Source organism: Burkholderia stagnalis, assembly GCF_039848545.1.
GTDB lineage: Bacteria > Pseudomonadota > Gammaproteobacteria > Burkholderiales > Burkholderiaceae > Burkholderia > Burkholderia stagnalis.
The window spans coordinates 720,570-733,796 of the sequence record NZ_CP156686.1 but is presented as its reverse complement, the minus strand read 5'-3'; the positions used below and the strand labels follow the sequence as shown (position 1 = coordinate 733,796).

Here is a 13,227-nt window from a genome sequence, read left to right as displayed (position 1 = left end):
GCGGCAATCGCTCTCGACGCGAGACTAGGGACGGGCGGTAACACGCGTATGACGAATGTTACGGACCATTTTGCCGGGCGCGCGGGATGCGCCGCCGCGCATGCGCGGCGGGCGTGCCGCTCACTGGCCGATCGGGATCGTGCGCACGTATTCGACCGGCGGCGTGCCGAGCGCGACCGCGAAGCGAATGCCGCGCGGCAGCGGCATCCCGAGCGACGTGGTGCTGCTGATGCCGTGCTGCGCGAGGAACTGCGCGTAGGTCTGTTCGACGAGCGGCTGGCTGGCCGTCCACCCGTCCGGCGCGATCCATACCGACAACTGCAATGCACGCGCGTCGCGGCTCACGACCACGCGCGCGAAGCTGTCCATCTGCTGCAGCGCGCCTTCGAGTTCGGCGAGCGACGCCAGCGGCTGCGACGCGCTGCGCGCAAGTTCGCGCCCTTTCAGCTGATAGCGCACGACCTGCACGTGCGTCGGCCCGGCGCCGACGCCGACGTGCCGCACGAGCACCAGTTCGTTCGGGCGGATCCGCAGCGGCGGCCCGAACACCTCGTCGGCCGTCACGAGGTTCAGCAGGTCGAACTGGAGTTGCGAGAAATAGCGGCCGAGCAGCCGCGTTTGCGTCAGGTTCGACGCGATACCGTCGCGCCCGCGAATCGTCGCGTCGAGGCCGCGCCACGACAGCAGCGCGATCACGGCCAGCAGCGCGATCGCAACCAGCATCTCGATCAGCGTGAAGCCGCGGGCGCGCCGCCGCGCGCGACGGTCAGCGGCGCGCTTCATTCTGGACGACGGTGACGACTTCGGCGAGCACGTTCCGGCTCGACGCCGACGGGTGCACGCTCACCGTCACCTGGCGCACGAGCGGGCTCGGCAGCGCCGTCACGCGCTGGCGGCACACGAACCGGTACGGCCCCTGCGGGCACGCGAACGTGCTGGTGCCGACCGGCGGCCAGGCGGCGGCGATGCGGATCGCGCCGAGCGCGTTGTCCGCGCTCCACAGCGCGAGCAGGCGCATGCGGGCCGTGTCGGTGTCCGACGCGAGCGCGCCGATCGCGCGCATCACCGCGCCCAGCGCAACCGCGACGATCGCGAGCGCGATCAGCACCTCGATCAGCGTGAAGCCCGCTTGCTGCCCCCGTGCCGCAAGCGGCGCGCCGCGCACGGGGCGGTTGTCGTGTTCAGTCTGGTCGTCGCGCATGGCCCACGTCGGTCGGTTGTCCGGCTCGCCGGCCGGATGCGCGGCCAACGTTAAGCGAAACCTGTGGCAGGGGCGTGTCGAAAGATACGGACCATTTCGGCCGTGCGAGGAAGGGAGATACGACGGGCGGGATGGGAAACCGGCAACGGGCGTCATCGCCCGCCGGTATGAACCGCAAGCAATTCGAATGGCGATTGCGACGAAACCGCACTGCGATCACACGCCGGCAGCGCGCACCGTCCGCCCGTCACGGGCGTCGACGCCGGCCGGCGCTTTCACGCCATCACGGGGCCGTCGAACGATGCGAGCGCACGCTCGCCGGCCGCCTGGGCGTCCGCTTCCCGATAAAAGCCGTCACGGCTGAACGCGACCACCTTCACGCCGACGCCAGCCGCCCGCTTCACCGTCAACGCCCATTGCCATTCGCCGTCCTGTTCGAAGACGTGCAGCAAGGGTTCGAGGGATTCATGCAGTCCGGTCACGCGCTGTTCTCCCGCTGCCCGCCGTTCGGCGCCTGCCGAGGTCCGGGCATGCGATGCAATCATTCCGGCGGCTGTCGATGCTCTCTCAGTAGTCGACGCACGCCGGTCCATCACGCAGTGTAGTCGAGGATTGTTGCAACGCACCATTAGCGGTTCTACTCAGCTATCGAGCGACATAAATCGATTCATTGATTCAATTTCGAGTCACGCGTCGACCAGCCGGAACGTCAGGTTCACGCGCTCGCCCTGCACGGCCGGCGCTTTCGGCACGCGATGCTGCCATTCGGCCTGGGTCCGGCCGCGCATCACGAGCAGGCTGCCGTGCGTCAGGCGGTACGCGTGCGTGACGCCGCTCGCGCGGTGCCGCAGGTCGAACACGCGCATCGCGCCGAGGCTCACCGACGCGATCACCGGCGCGGCGCCGAGTTCGGGCTCGTTGTCCGCGTGCCAGCCCATGCTGTCGAGCCCGTTGCGGTAGCGGTTCAGCAGCACGCTGTTGAAGCGCGCGCGGCAGGTCGCCTCGACCGCGCGCTTCAGCGCGAGCACGGCCGGCGTCCATGGCGCGGGCACGTTGCGGATGCCGGAATACACGTAGACGGCTTCGGGCTCGCCCTGCCATGCGGTCAGGCGCGGCAGCGGAATGCGCCCGCGCGGCGTGCGGATCGCGTCCTGGCGCCACGCGACCTCGTCGATCAGCGCGGCCAGCAGGCGATCGGCGTCCGGCGGCGCGAGCCAGTCCGGATACCAGTCGACGTCGGGCGCGGGGGTGTCATCGAAGAGATCGGGCGTGGAGGACATGTCGAAGGGATGGAAATTCAGGCAGCAAACATCGACGGGCGATGCATGATTGCATGTTAGCGAACGGCGCGCGCGGCCGCCATGCTCGCTCATTCGTGCGGCGTCGCCCGTCGCGCCGGCCGGGCGCGGGCGCGTCACGCTATCATCGCGGCATGCTGCCCCCCGCGTTCCGGCCATGCCGGCCGCCGCGGCGCGGCTTTTTCGTCACCCTGCGGCCGGCGCGACCCGGCCGCGCTTCTTTACCGTACTCATCATGACGCTTTCCGATTCCGCCCTCGACCAGCTGTTCCTCACCGCGCGCACGCACAACGCCTGGCAGGACAAACCGGTCGACGACGCGCTGCTCCACCGCCTGATCGACCTGGCGAAATTCGGCCCGACGTCGGCGAATTCGAGCCCCGCGCGCTTCGTGTTCGTGAAGTCGCCGGAAGCGAAGGCGCGCCTGAAGCCGGCGCTGTCCGAAGGCAATCTCGCAAAGACGCTGGCCGCGCCCGTCACGGTGATCGTCGGCATGGACATGGCGTTCTACGACCACCTGCCGCGGCTGTTCCCGCACGCGGACGCGCGCAGCTGGTTCGCCGGCAACGACGCGCTGATCCAGGCCACCGCGTTCCGCAATTCGTCGCTGCAAGGCGCATACCTGATCATGGCGGCCCGCGCGCTCGGCCTCGACGCCGGCCCGATGTCCGGCTTCGACAATGCGGCGGTCGACGCCGCGTTCTTCGCCGGCACCACGGTGAAGAGCAACTTCCTCGTCAATCTCGGCTACGGCGACCCGGCCGGCCTGCACCCGCGCGGCCCGCGCTTCGACTTCGACGACATCGCGCGCATCGCGTAACAGTCATGCGGGGGCACGCTGCGCACGCCCGCACGGGCGGCCGCGCCGCCCCCTTCCGCTGCCGCCTACGCGCCCCGCGTCAGCCGGATCAGCGTGATCTCGGACGGCACGCCGAAGCGGTTCGGCGGCCCCCAGTACCCGGTGCCGCGGCTCGTGTAGACCCACAGATCGTCGAACTTCCGCAGCCCCGCGATGAACGGCTGCTGCAAGCGCACGAACGGCGGCCAGGGCAGGAACTGCCCGCCGTGCGTATGGCCCGAGATCTGCACCGAGAACCCGGCCTTGCTGGCCTGCTCCGCGCTCCTCGGCTGGTGCGCGAGCAGGATCCGCGTGCCGACGTCGCGCGGCGCGCCCGCGAGCGCGCGCGCCGGGTCGCTCCGGTGCGCCGGGTCGAACGCGCCGGCCGTGAAGTCGGTGACGCCCGCAACCACCGCGCGCGCGCCGCCGTGCTCCACGACGACGTGCTCGTTCAGCAGCACCGTCAGCCCGATGCGGCGGAATTCCGCGATCCATGCATGCGCGCCCGCGTAGTACTCGTGGTTGCCCGTGACGAAAAAGCTGCCATAGCGGGATTTCATGCGGCCGAGCGGCGCCGTATGCTCGCGCAGCCGTTCGACGGACCCGTCGACCACGTCGCCCGTCACGGCCACGATGTCCGCATCGAGCGCGTTGACCGCGCCGACGATGCGCTCGACGTACGGGCGCTTGATCGTGGGCCCGACGTGGATGTCGGACAGCTGCACGATCGTCAGCCCGTCGAGCGCGGCGGGCAGGCCTGCCACCGGAATCGACACGCGCTTCACGGCCGCGGTGCGCCGCGCGCCCGCGAAGCCGATCGCGGTGATCAGCAGCGCGCCGGCCAGCACGGCCAGCGCGCTGTCCGCCGCCGCCCCGCTCCACGCGCCGGCCTGCACCAGCGCCCGCCATGCGGCCACGCCGAGCAGCACGAACTCGCGCAGGAACGTCAGCGCAAGCAGCGACGAAAAGAACCCCATCGCGATCGCGCCCGCCCAGCCGAACGCGGTCGCCGCCCAGCCCTCGTCGAAGCGCCGCGAGAACATCCCGAGCGGAATCAGCACGCAGAAGCTGGCCAGCACCAGCGCCGCGACGACGCGCGCGCCGGTCGACGCGAATGCGTCGGGAATGATCCGCATCCCGACGTACAGATGAAACGACACGCCGATCGCAATGAACCGGACAAAGAAACTTCGCATGGAGCGCTCACCCACCACGTTGCGACACAAGCCAGCGGGGCGCGCGTCGAAGCGGGACGTTGCGCCCCGTGCCGCGTGCCCCGCACCGTACGCACGATGGTACACATATCGCGCCGAACGCGACGGCGGCGGGCCCGGACGCACCTGCCGTCGCGCCATGCCACGCGCTTCCATCCGGCATGACCCGTAGTGGCGTCCGCGCGCCGTTTCGCGGCTTCGCGCGATAATCGGCGCATTCATCCGCCCACACCGCCATGCGCTTCGATCTGGTCGACCTCAATCTCTTCACGCACATCGCCGAGGCGAGCAACCTGACGCGCGGCGCGGAACGCGCGCACCTGTCGGTGCCCGCGGCCAGCATGCGCATCAAGAATCTCGAGGAACAGGTCGGCGTGAAGCTGCTGAGCCGCACGAGCCAGGGCATGAAGGTCACGCCGCCCGGCGAGACGCTGCTCGCGCATGCGCGCCGCGTGCTGCGGCAGCTCGAGCAGCTGAGCGGCGACCTGCAGGAATATGCGTCCGGCGTGAAGGGGCACGTGCGCGTGTTCGCGAACACCACCGCGATGAGCGAGTTCCTGCCCGCGGTGCTGCGCAGCTACCTCGTCGACCATCCGGACGTGACCGTCGACATGCAGGAGCGGCTGAGCCCGGACATCGTGCGCGCGGTGCAGGAAGGCGTCGTCGACATCGGCATCGTCGCCGGCAACGTGCGCACCGAAGGGCTGCAGGCGATGCCGTACCGGCGCGACCGGCTCGTGCTCGCGGTCGCGCCCGGCCATCCGCTCGCGAGCCTGAAGTCCACGCCGTTCGTCGACACGCTCGGCTACGACTTCATCGGGCTGCCGGAAGCGAGCGCGATCCAGAACTTCCTGAAGCGCGCGGCCGCGGACGTGCAGCGCACGCTGCGCTGGCGCATCCAGGTCAGCAACTTCGAGACCGCGTGCCGGATGATCGAGGCGAACGTCGGCGTCGGCGTGCTGCCCGAAGGCACCGCGCGCCGGCACGCGAAGACGATGGCGCTGCGCATCATCCGGCTCGACGACGACTGGGCCGAACGCCGGCTGCAGATCTGCGTCGCGGATCTCGACGCGCTGCCGCTGTTCGCGCGCAAGCTCGTCGACCTGCTCGTCGAGGACGGGCTCGGCCGGCAGGACTGACCGCGTTCGTACCGATTCGCGCCCGTTCGCCACGCAATGCGCGCGTCGCGCGCCGATTCTTTCGTCGACGGTTCCTTTCGATCCTTAGCGACCCTACGCATGACCGGGCACGCCGGCCGTGCGCCGGCTGGCCGCCGGCGTCGCCGTGATTTATCATCGGCACCGTCACGCAAGCGCGGCGGCCGCATCGCGCCGCGCCCGGCCCCACCCTCATCCGTCGAGCCCGTCACACCATGATAAAAACAACGTCGCGCGCGCCCGTGCGCGTCGCCGCCGCCGTGGCGCCCGCCCTGCCGCTCGCAGGCTGCGCATCGCGCGGCGCGCCCTCCTACGTGCTGTTCGGCGCCTATTTCCCGCTGTGGCTCGCGAGCGCCGTGATCGGCGTGATCGGCGCGATCGTCGCGCACCGCGTGTTCGTCGCGACCGGCTGGGCGGCCACGGTGCCTTATCAACTTGCCGTCTGCACCGCGATCGGGCTCGTGATCGCCGTGCTCGTCTGGCTCACCGGCACGGGGCCCTTCGCATGAAGCTCGCCGGCCTCTCCCGCCCCTCCGTCAAGGGCCGCGCGATCGCGCTCGCGATCGTCGCGCTCGGCGTCGCCGCCCTTGCCTATGCGTATCTCCGCACGAGCGCCTATCCGTCGACCGACGACGCGACGATCGACGCGGACGTCGTGCACGTCGCGTCGCCCGTCGGCGGGCGGATCGTGCGGCTCGCGGTGCACGAGAACCAGCGCGTCGCGAAAGGCGCGCTGCTGTACGAGATCGATCCGGTGCCGTACCGGCTGACCGTCGCGCAGGCGCAGGCCGATCTCGAGCTCGCCCGCGCGTCGCTCGACACGCGGCGCAGGACGCTGATCGGCGAACGGTCGGGCGCGTCGGTCGCCGCCGAACAGGTGAAGCGCGCGTCGCACAACTACGATCTCGCGACGCGCAACGTGAAGCGGCTCGCGCCGCTCGCCGCGCAAGGCTACGTGAGCGCGCAGGCATTCGACCAGGCGCAGGTCGCTCAGCGCGACGCGGCCGTGTCGCTGGCCCAGGCGCAGGAACAGCAGCGATCGTCCGCGCAGACGATCGGCGACGACGCCGACGCGATCGCCACGCTGCATGCGCGCGAAGCCGCGCTCGCCCGCGCGCAGCATGCGCTCGACGACACCGTCGTGCGCGCGCCGCACGACGGGCTCGTGACGGGCCTGTCGATCCTCGCGGGCGAGACGGTCGCGCCGAACCAGTCGATCTTCACGCTGATCGACGCGAGCGAATGGTTCGCGGTCGGCAACTTCCGCGAGACGTCGCTCGAGCAGATCGCCGTCGGCGACTGCGCGACCGTCTATTCGATGATCGACCGCGGCCGGCCGCTGGCCGGCAAGGTGGTCGGGATCGGCGCCGGCATCGCGGATACCGACCGCGTGAACCTGCCGCGCTCGCTGCCGCTCGTCCAGCGCTCGGTGAACTGGGTGCGCGTCGCGCAACGCTTCCCGGTGCGCGTGAAACTCGACGAGCCCGACGCCAGGCTCGTGCGCGTCGGCGCGAGTGCGATCGTCGAGGTGCGGCATGGTTCGGCCTGCCGCTGACGTCGTCGCGCCGGGCCCGCGCGAGATCCTGCGCCTGCTCGCGCCGTTTCCGGGCCGCGCCGCGATGGTCGCGCGCGTCGCGCTGATCTGCACGCTGACCGTGCTCATCACGAGCGCGTACGGCACGCCCGAAGCCGCGATTTCCGCGTACGTCGTGTTCTTCCTGATCCGGCCGGACCGCGTGACGAGCGTCGTGCTGGCCGTCGCGATGCTGCTGCTCGTGACGATCGTGATCGGGCTCGTGCTCGGCGTCGCGATGTTCAGCGTCGACTATTCGATCCTGCGCGTCGCGTGCATGGTCGTGCTGTCGATCGGGCTGCTCTACCTGACGTCGGCCAGCAAGCTGCGCCCGGTCGGCGCGATTCTCGCGATGATCGTCGGCTTCGGGCTCGACCAGCTCGGCCTCGTGCCGTTCGGCGAGGCCGCGACGCGCGGGCTGATGTATGCGTGGCTGATGGTCGCGATCCCGGTCGGCGTCGCGATCGTCGTCAATATCCTGATCGCGCCGTCGCCGCGCCGGCTCGCGTGCGCGCGGCTCGCGCAGCGGCTGCGGCTCGCCGCGCAGCGCCTGCGCGGCGGCGACGACGACGCCACGCGCGCCGCGTTCGACGCAAGCCTGCGCGAAGGCGACCAGCAGCTCCTGACCTGGCTCAAGCTGTCGAAGCTCGAAGGCTCGTCGTCGGCGGCCGACGTCGTCGCGCTGCGGCAGGCAATCGCATCGAGCACCGCGATTCTCGTCGCGGCCGCGCTCGCGACGCGCGAACCCGGCGCGCGGCTGCCGGACGCGTTTGCCATGCCCGTCGCGGCCACGCTCGACGAGATGGCCGGCATGCTCGAGCAAGGCGGCTATCCGGTCGACATCGCGCTCGCGCTGCCGCCGGACGATGCGCTGCCGCCGCTCGCGCGCGTCGCCGCGGCCGACCTGCGCGACGCGATCATGCATTTCGCGGAACCCGCCGACCCGGCCCGTGCCGCACCGGCCTCACCGGCCTCACCGGCCTCACCGGCCGCACCGGCCACATCCGCCGCGCCGCCCGCCGTGCCGCCCGCCGTGCCGCCCGCTTCGCCGCCCGCCTCGCCATCCCCCGCCGCGCCGCGCGGCGGCTTCTTCCTGCCGGACGCGCGCACCAACCCCGATCACATCCGCTACGCGCTGAAGACCACCGCCGCCGCGATGTTCTGCTATCTGCTGTACCTGCAGCTCGACTGGTCAGGCATCCATACGTGTTTCATCACGTGCTACATGGTGTCGCTCGGCACGACGGCCGAGACGGTCGAGAAACTCACGTTGCGGATCGCCGGGTGCATCGCCGGTGCACTGATCGGCACCGCCGCGATCGTGTTCGTCGTGCCGTCGCTGTCGTCGATCGGCCAGCTGATGGCGCTCACGTTCGCCGGCGCGTCGATCGCCGCGTGGGTCGCGTTCGGGTCGCCGCGCATCGCGTACGCCGGCTTCCAGATCGCGTTCGCGTTCTTCCTGTGCGTGCTGCAGGGCGCGAGCCCCAGCTTCGACCTGACGCTCGCGCGCGATCGCACGATCGGCATCCTGCTCGGCAACGTCGTCGTGTATCTCGTGTTCACGCGCGTGTGGCCGGTCAGCATCGGCAAGCAGGTCGACGCGGCGCTGGCCGCGCTGCTCGACCAGTGGCGGCGGCTCGCGCAGGTCGCGCAGCCGGCCGAGCGGCGCGCGAAGGCAGCCGACGCGTTCGCGCGCCATCGCGCGATCGCGCAAGATCTCGGCCTGATCCATTACGAACCGTCGTGGGTGCGGCCCGCGCCGGCGTGGGTCGCCACGCGGCGGCGCACGCTCGCGGAACTCGATGCGCTCGAAGCGCCGCTGTTCCTGCTCGCCGAGCGCACGCCGGGCGACGCCGCGATCGGCGAGCGGCTCGCGCGCGTGTCGCACGACGCCGGGTCGGGCGACAGCGGCGCGGGCGCCGACACCCTGCCGCCCGCACCCTCGCCGACCGTTGCCGACCCCGCGCGCGACGCTTTGCTCAACCTGATCGACACGAGGCTCGCGCGCATCGCCGACGCCGCCCGTCAAGCCTCACCGAAGGAGCCCGCCCGTCATGCGCCGACCTGAATCGCCGGCCGCCCCGCTCATCGTCGCCGTCGCGGCCGCCGCCGCGCTGGCCGGCTGCGCGACCTCGTCGCTCGAATTGGCGCCGCAGGCGTCGGACCATCCGTGGCAGCCGCAAACCGCGCCCTCCGGCGAGATCGTGCCGGGCGCAGCGAAGGTATCGGCAAATGCCGCCGGCCACGACTACACGCTGCCCGCCAACCCCGCGCTCGCCGCGGTGCCGCCGCCGGCCGCACTCGATCCCGCGCATGCGTACACGCTGCCGGAACTGATCGACCTCGCCGAATCGACGAACCCGCTGACGCGTATCGCATGGAACGACGCGCGCAACGCGGCGCTCGCGGTCGGCATCGCGAAGACCGCCTACCTGCCGCATTTGTCCGCGACGGCGATGGGCGGCTACCAGGCCGGCCACGGTTCGACGTCGACGCAGCTCGGCAGCGCGTCCACCGACACGAGCGTGCGCGGCACGATCTCGGCGCTGTCGCTGCAGTGGCTGCTGTTCGATTTCGGCGGCCGGGCGGCGCGCGTCGAAGCGGCCGAGCAGGCGTCGATCGTGTCGAACGTCGCGTTCACGGCCGTCCACCAGCAGGTGATCCACGACGTGACGGTGGCGTACTACCGGTACGAAGCATCGCGCTCGCGCGCACGCAGCGCCGAGCAGAGCCTCGCCAACGCCGACGCGATCGTCGCGGCTGCGCGCGCCCGGCTCAAGCAGGGCGTCGGCACCGTCGTCGAGGCCGCGCAGGCGACGCAGAACCGCGCGCAGGCCAACCTCGCGCTCGTCGAAGCGCGCGGCGCGGAGAGCGACGGTTACCTCGGCCTCGTGTCGGCGCTCGGCATTTCGCCGCTGTCGAAGCCGACGATCGCGGCGCTGCCCGCGCGGCCGCTGCCGCCGGCGCTGCGCACGTCGGTCGACGCGATCGTCGCGGATGCGATCGCGCGGCGCCCCGATCTGCAAAGCGCGTATGCGCTCGAAAAGGCCGATCGCGCGAAGGTGAAGGCGGCCGAGGCGGAGTTCATGCCGAAGGTGTTCATGTCCGCGTCGACGTCATACAGCAGCGGCCGCACGGCGATCACCGCGCTGCCGGCGATCGGCCAGCAGGCGCCGACCGTCAACCTGAACGGCAGCCGCTACGGCGGCGGCGTGTTCGTCGGCGTGACGATCCCGCTGTACGACGGCGGCCTGCGCTCGGCGGTGCTGATGCAGGCGCGCAACGATGCCGAGAGCGCCTCGGCGCGGCTCACGCGCACGAAGGAGGAAGCGGTGCGGCAAGTCGTCGCCGCGCAGAACGCGCTGCAGACGAGCCTCGCGTCGAACGAGGCCGCCAAGGCCCTCGTCGATGCCGCGCAGACGAGCTACGACGCGGCGCTGACCGCGTACCGCAATGGCGTCGGCTCGGTGACCGACGCGACGCTCGCGCAGAGCCAGCTGCTCGCGGCCCGCAACGCGGATGTCGACAGCTACTGCGGCGCGCTGTCGGCCGCCGCCGCGCTGGCGCTCGCAACCGGCACGATCGGCGCGGCGCAGTGACGCGGGTGCGGGCGGCGGCCCGCCACCCGCGGCGCGAACGAACGGTGCGAATGAACCCCATGAGTTGACGCACCCGTGCGCCGCCCACTAGAATGCCGCCCATTCAACTTTCAGGAATCAACGTGGACAGTTGCAGCACATTGCGTGCGCTTCTCGCCGCCTGAACGCCTGCCCGCCGCAGTTCTCCTGCCCCGGCTCGCGTTCCCGCGAGTCAGCACGCCGCTTCGCTCCGTTTCACATTGCATGACGCATTCGCCGGGTAGAGTACCGGGCGATGACGGCTGCCGCATTGCCGCCCGTTTCGACGCCGGCACGATGCGAGCCCGCATGCGCGCCCCGTACGGCAGGACAACTCATGACTTTCGATTTCGCACTTCGACTTTTTACCGCGTTCGCCTGCGGCGTCGCGATCGGCCTTGAACGCCAGATGCGCCAGCGCACCGCGGGGCTACGCACGATCACGCTGGTCGCGAGCGGGGCCTGCCTGTTCGTGACGCTCGGCGTGCTCACCGGCAACGGCGTCGCGGGCGTCACGCAGATCGCCGCGTATGTCGTGTCCGGCGTCGGCTTCCTCGGCGGCGGCGTGATCATGCGCGACAAGGGCTCGATCCAGGGCATCAACACGGCCGCCACGCTGTGGTGTTCGGCCGCCGTCGGCGTGCTGTCGGGCTCCGGCCATTACGTGCCCGCGCTGGCCGGCACCGGTGTCGTGCTGCTCACCAACACGGTGCTGCGCGGCGTCAGCCAGGCAATCAACGCGACGCCCGTGTCGAATGCCGACCTCGTGCGCGAGTACCAGATCACCGTGATCTGCCTCGAGGCGGACGAGGTGCACATCCGCACGCTGCTGTCGAATTCGATGTATGCGAAACCGTTGTCGTTCCAGAGCCTGACGAGCGAGGACGTGCCCGATCAGCCCAACCGGCTGAAGGTCACCGCGACGCTGAAGCTGCATCCGAAAGACCAGCCGAAGCTCGAGCAGATCGCCAGCCGGATCAGCATGGAGAAGAGTATTTCCAGCGTGAGCTGGACCGCGAAGGAAGCGGAACCGCTGATGGAGTGAGCGGCGCGCGAGCCGGGCGCGCCGCGCGTTACGGCGTATCGATGAGCCCGGCCGAGATCGCCTTGACGACCGCCTGCACCTTGTTGGTCGCGCCGAGCTTCTCGAGGACGTTGTTCACGTGGAAGTTGACCGTTCGTTCGGAGATGCTGAGGATCTGGCCGATCTCGCACGCCGTCTTGCCCTCGGCGGTCCAGCACAGCACTTCGCGCTCGCGCGCGGTCAGCGCGACGCTCGCTTCGGGCGACAGCTTCGCCACCATGAAGCGGCTCATCAGCGAATGCGACAGGTTCGCGAGCCAGTTGGTCTGCAGCGTCAGCATGTTGATTTCGGCGGGCGTGAGCGGATCGGCGTGGCGCGCGATGCTCAGCAGGCCGAACGCTCCGCGCGCCGCCCAGCTCGACTGCGCGACACCGACCGACAGGCCGTAGTCGCGCGCGTCCTGCCACAACGGCGACGGCCCGATCTTGTCGACGTCCGGCCACACGATCATGTTGGTGCTGAGCGCGCCGTCGCGGACCGTCGAGTCGATCTCGATGTAGTTGTTCGCCTGGTAATGGGCCATCCAGCCGTCCGGGTAGGTGTCGAAGATCGCGACGGTCGGCTTCGACACCGGCAGCGGCACCCGGATCCCATAACAGCAGTACTCGAAGCCCAGGCGCTTCGAATACGCGGCAATCCGCTGAAAGAGCTGGTGCTCGTCTTCAGCGGCGCTGAATTGTTGGTAGGCATCCTGCCAGCGCAGTTCCATTCGTTCTCCGACACGTCACGCTGTCATACTTATCAGGTTTCAGCCCCAGGTGGGGCTGATACATTCCGCGCATGACCTCACCTTTGCTGTACCCCTTCCACGGCCCGTCTCCGGACGGCTACGTGCGCCTGTCCGAAAGCGCACTGGCCGAGCTTGCGCTCGACCATGTTTCCAGCGGCATCGATGCGTCGCTGCTGGTCGAGCTGCGCAGCAGCGCGATCGACGCCCGCCTGGCCGGCTACACCGAGTGGCAACGCCCCGCCCGCCCCGGCATCGCCTACGTCACGCTCGGCTGGGACTGGTATCTCGAACGTGCGTCAGGCACGTTCGTGATCGCCGGCGGCGACGTCCGCAGCAATGTCATGGCCACCGACGCCAGCGGCGCCGACATCGGCATGTTCCGCACCGCCGCCGCGCTCGTGGCCCGCCTCGCCCGCCTCGACTGGCCGACGGCCGTCGCGTTCGCCGTGTTCGCGCATCGCGACGCCTATCATGCCGGGCCGACGCTCCAGTGACAACCGGCCAGCCGCGCATTC

Annotated in this window: 14 protein-coding genes; 8 read left to right on the top strand and 6 right to left on the bottom strand. The window is 70.4% G+C overall.

Annotated features, from left to right (window positions below):
• Window positions 1–120: 120 nt before the first annotated feature.
• The 4 genes from ABFO07_RS20205 to ABFO07_RS20190 form a co-directional block, all read right to left on the bottom strand.
• Window positions 121–783 (bottom strand): PulJ/GspJ family protein, encoded by a 663-nt coding sequence (locus tag ABFO07_RS20205; protein ID WP_059804801.1) that lies wholly within the window; start codon window positions 781–783, stop codon window positions 121–123.
• Entirely contained in the window at window positions 767–1,201 is a 435-nt protein-coding gene (gene gspI, locus ABFO07_RS20200; RefSeq protein ID WP_059884178.1) for a type II secretion system minor pseudopilin GspI, read from the bottom strand. Before gspI ends, ABFO07_RS20205 begins: the two co-directional genes overlap by 17 nt.
• A gap of 275 nt (window positions 1,202–1,476) precedes the next feature.
• Window positions 1,477–1,683, bottom strand: a complete 207-nt coding sequence (locus ABFO07_RS20195) for a hypothetical protein (RefSeq protein ID WP_059563111.1) — start codon at window positions 1,681–1,683, stop codon at window positions 1,477–1,479.
• Between the two features lie 204 nt (window positions 1,684–1,887).
• Window positions 1,888–2,481: an alpha-ketoglutarate-dependent dioxygenase AlkB family protein gene (locus ABFO07_RS20190; RefSeq protein WP_060148447.1), complete on the bottom strand. Its 594-nt coding sequence runs from the start codon at window positions 2,479–2,481 to the stop codon at window positions 1,888–1,890.
• 253 nt (window positions 2,482–2,734) lie between these two features.
• Here ABFO07_RS20190 and ABFO07_RS20185 point away from each other — a divergent pair, with 253 nt between their 5' ends.
• Window positions 2,735–3,319 (top strand): malonic semialdehyde reductase, encoded by a 585-nt coding sequence (locus ABFO07_RS20185; protein WP_059563112.1) that lies wholly within the window; start codon window positions 2,735–2,737, stop codon window positions 3,317–3,319.
• Between the two features lie 65 nt (window positions 3,320–3,384).
• Here ABFO07_RS20185 and ABFO07_RS20180 read toward each other — a convergent pair whose 3' ends face one another.
• A complete protein-coding gene (locus tag ABFO07_RS20180) occupies window positions 3,385–4,533 on the bottom strand; it encodes a metallophosphoesterase (RefSeq protein WP_347469464.1) in 1,149 nt (382 codons plus the stop codon).
• A 254-nt stretch (window positions 4,534–4,787) separates the two neighbouring features.
• Between ABFO07_RS20180 and ABFO07_RS20175 the strand changes: the two genes are divergently transcribed.
• From ABFO07_RS20175 to ABFO07_RS20150, 6 genes are all read left to right on the top strand, one after another.
• Window positions 4,788–5,690, top strand: a complete 903-nt coding sequence (locus ABFO07_RS20175; RefSeq protein ID WP_347469463.1) for a LysR substrate-binding domain-containing protein — start codon at window positions 4,788–4,790, stop codon at window positions 5,688–5,690.
• Between the two features lie 233 nt (window positions 5,691–5,923).
• A complete protein-coding gene (locus tag ABFO07_RS20170) occupies window positions 5,924–6,217 on the top strand; it encodes a hypothetical protein (RefSeq protein ID WP_347469462.1) in 294 nt (97 codons plus the stop codon).
• Entirely contained in the window at window positions 6,214–7,263 is a 1,050-nt protein-coding gene (gene mdtN, locus ABFO07_RS20165; RefSeq protein WP_060015686.1) for a multidrug transporter subunit MdtN, read from the top strand. The genes ABFO07_RS20170 and mdtN overlap by 4 nt, the downstream gene beginning before the upstream one ends.
• Window positions 7,244–9,349 (top strand): FUSC family protein, encoded by a 2,106-nt coding sequence (locus tag ABFO07_RS20160; protein WP_347469461.1) that lies wholly within the window; start codon window positions 7,244–7,246, stop codon window positions 9,347–9,349. The genes mdtN and ABFO07_RS20160 overlap by 20 nt, the downstream gene beginning before the upstream one ends.
• On the top strand, window positions 9,336–10,880 hold the full coding sequence (locus tag ABFO07_RS20155) for a TolC family protein (protein ID WP_059957843.1): 1,545 nt from the start codon (window positions 9,336–9,338) through the stop codon (window positions 10,878–10,880). Before ABFO07_RS20160 ends, ABFO07_RS20155 begins: the two co-directional genes overlap by 14 nt.
• Window positions 10,881–11,235: 355 nt before the next feature.
• Window positions 11,236–11,943: an MgtC/SapB family protein gene (locus ABFO07_RS20150; RefSeq protein WP_059562942.1), complete on the top strand. Its 708-nt coding sequence runs from the start codon at window positions 11,236–11,238 to the stop codon at window positions 11,941–11,943.
• Window positions 11,944–11,971: 28 nt separating this feature from the next.
• Here the strand turns inward: ABFO07_RS20150 and ABFO07_RS20145 are convergent, their stop codons facing one another.
• A complete protein-coding gene (locus ABFO07_RS20145; RefSeq protein ID WP_017328975.1) occupies window positions 11,972–12,691 on the bottom strand; it encodes an autoinducer binding domain-containing protein in 720 nt (239 codons plus the stop codon).
• 71 nt (window positions 12,692–12,762) lie between these two features.
• Between ABFO07_RS20145 and ABFO07_RS20140 the strand changes: the two genes are divergently transcribed.
• Window positions 12,763–13,206, top strand: coding sequence for a DUF4902 domain-containing protein (locus ABFO07_RS20140; protein ID WP_059804777.1), 444 nt, complete (start codon window positions 12,763–12,765; stop codon window positions 13,204–13,206).
• Window positions 13,207–13,227: the final 21 nt, after the last annotated feature.

Bases quoted from the DNA above. Each gene is read 5' to 3' on its own strand.
- ABFO07_RS20205 (WP_059804801.1), bottom strand. From the start codon at position 783: ATGAAGCGCGCCGCTGACCGTCGCGCGCGGCGGCGCGCCCGCGGCTTC.
- ABFO07_RS20170 (WP_347469462.1), top strand. From the start codon at position 5,924: ATGATAAAAACAACGTCGCGCGCGCCCGTGCGCGTCGCCGCCGCCGTG.
- ABFO07_RS20190 (WP_060148447.1), bottom strand. From the start codon at position 2,481: ATGTCCTCCACGCCCGATCTCTTCGATGACACCCCCGCGCCCGACGTC.
- ABFO07_RS20180 (WP_347469464.1), bottom strand. From the start codon at position 4,533: ATGCGAAGTTTCTTTGTCCGGTTCATTGCGATCGGCGTGTCGTTTCAT.
- ABFO07_RS20145 (WP_017328975.1), bottom strand. From the start codon at position 12,691: ATGGAACTGCGCTGGCAGGATGCCTACCAACAATTCAGCGCCGCTGAA.
- ABFO07_RS20150 (WP_059562942.1), top strand. From the start codon at position 11,236: ATGACTTTCGATTTCGCACTTCGACTTTTTACCGCGTTCGCCTGCGGC.
- mdtN (WP_060015686.1), top strand. From the start codon at position 6,214: ATGAAGCTCGCCGGCCTCTCCCGCCCCTCCGTCAAGGGCCGCGCGATC.
- ABFO07_RS20175 (WP_347469463.1), top strand. From the start codon at position 4,788: ATGCGCTTCGATCTGGTCGACCTCAATCTCTTCACGCACATCGCCGAG.
- ABFO07_RS20155 (WP_059957843.1), top strand. From the start codon at position 9,336: ATGCGCCGACCTGAATCGCCGGCCGCCCCGCTCATCGTCGCCGTCGCG.
- ABFO07_RS20160 (WP_347469461.1), top strand. From the start codon at position 7,244: ATGGTTCGGCCTGCCGCTGACGTCGTCGCGCCGGGCCCGCGCGAGATC.
- gspI (WP_059884178.1), bottom strand. From the start codon at position 1,201: ATGCGCGACGACCAGACTGAACACGACAACCGCCCCGTGCGCGGCGCG.
- ABFO07_RS20185 (WP_059563112.1), top strand. From the start codon at position 2,735: ATGACGCTTTCCGATTCCGCCCTCGACCAGCTGTTCCTCACCGCGCGC.
- ABFO07_RS20140 (WP_059804777.1), top strand. From the start codon at position 12,763: ATGACCTCACCTTTGCTGTACCCCTTCCACGGCCCGTCTCCGGACGGC.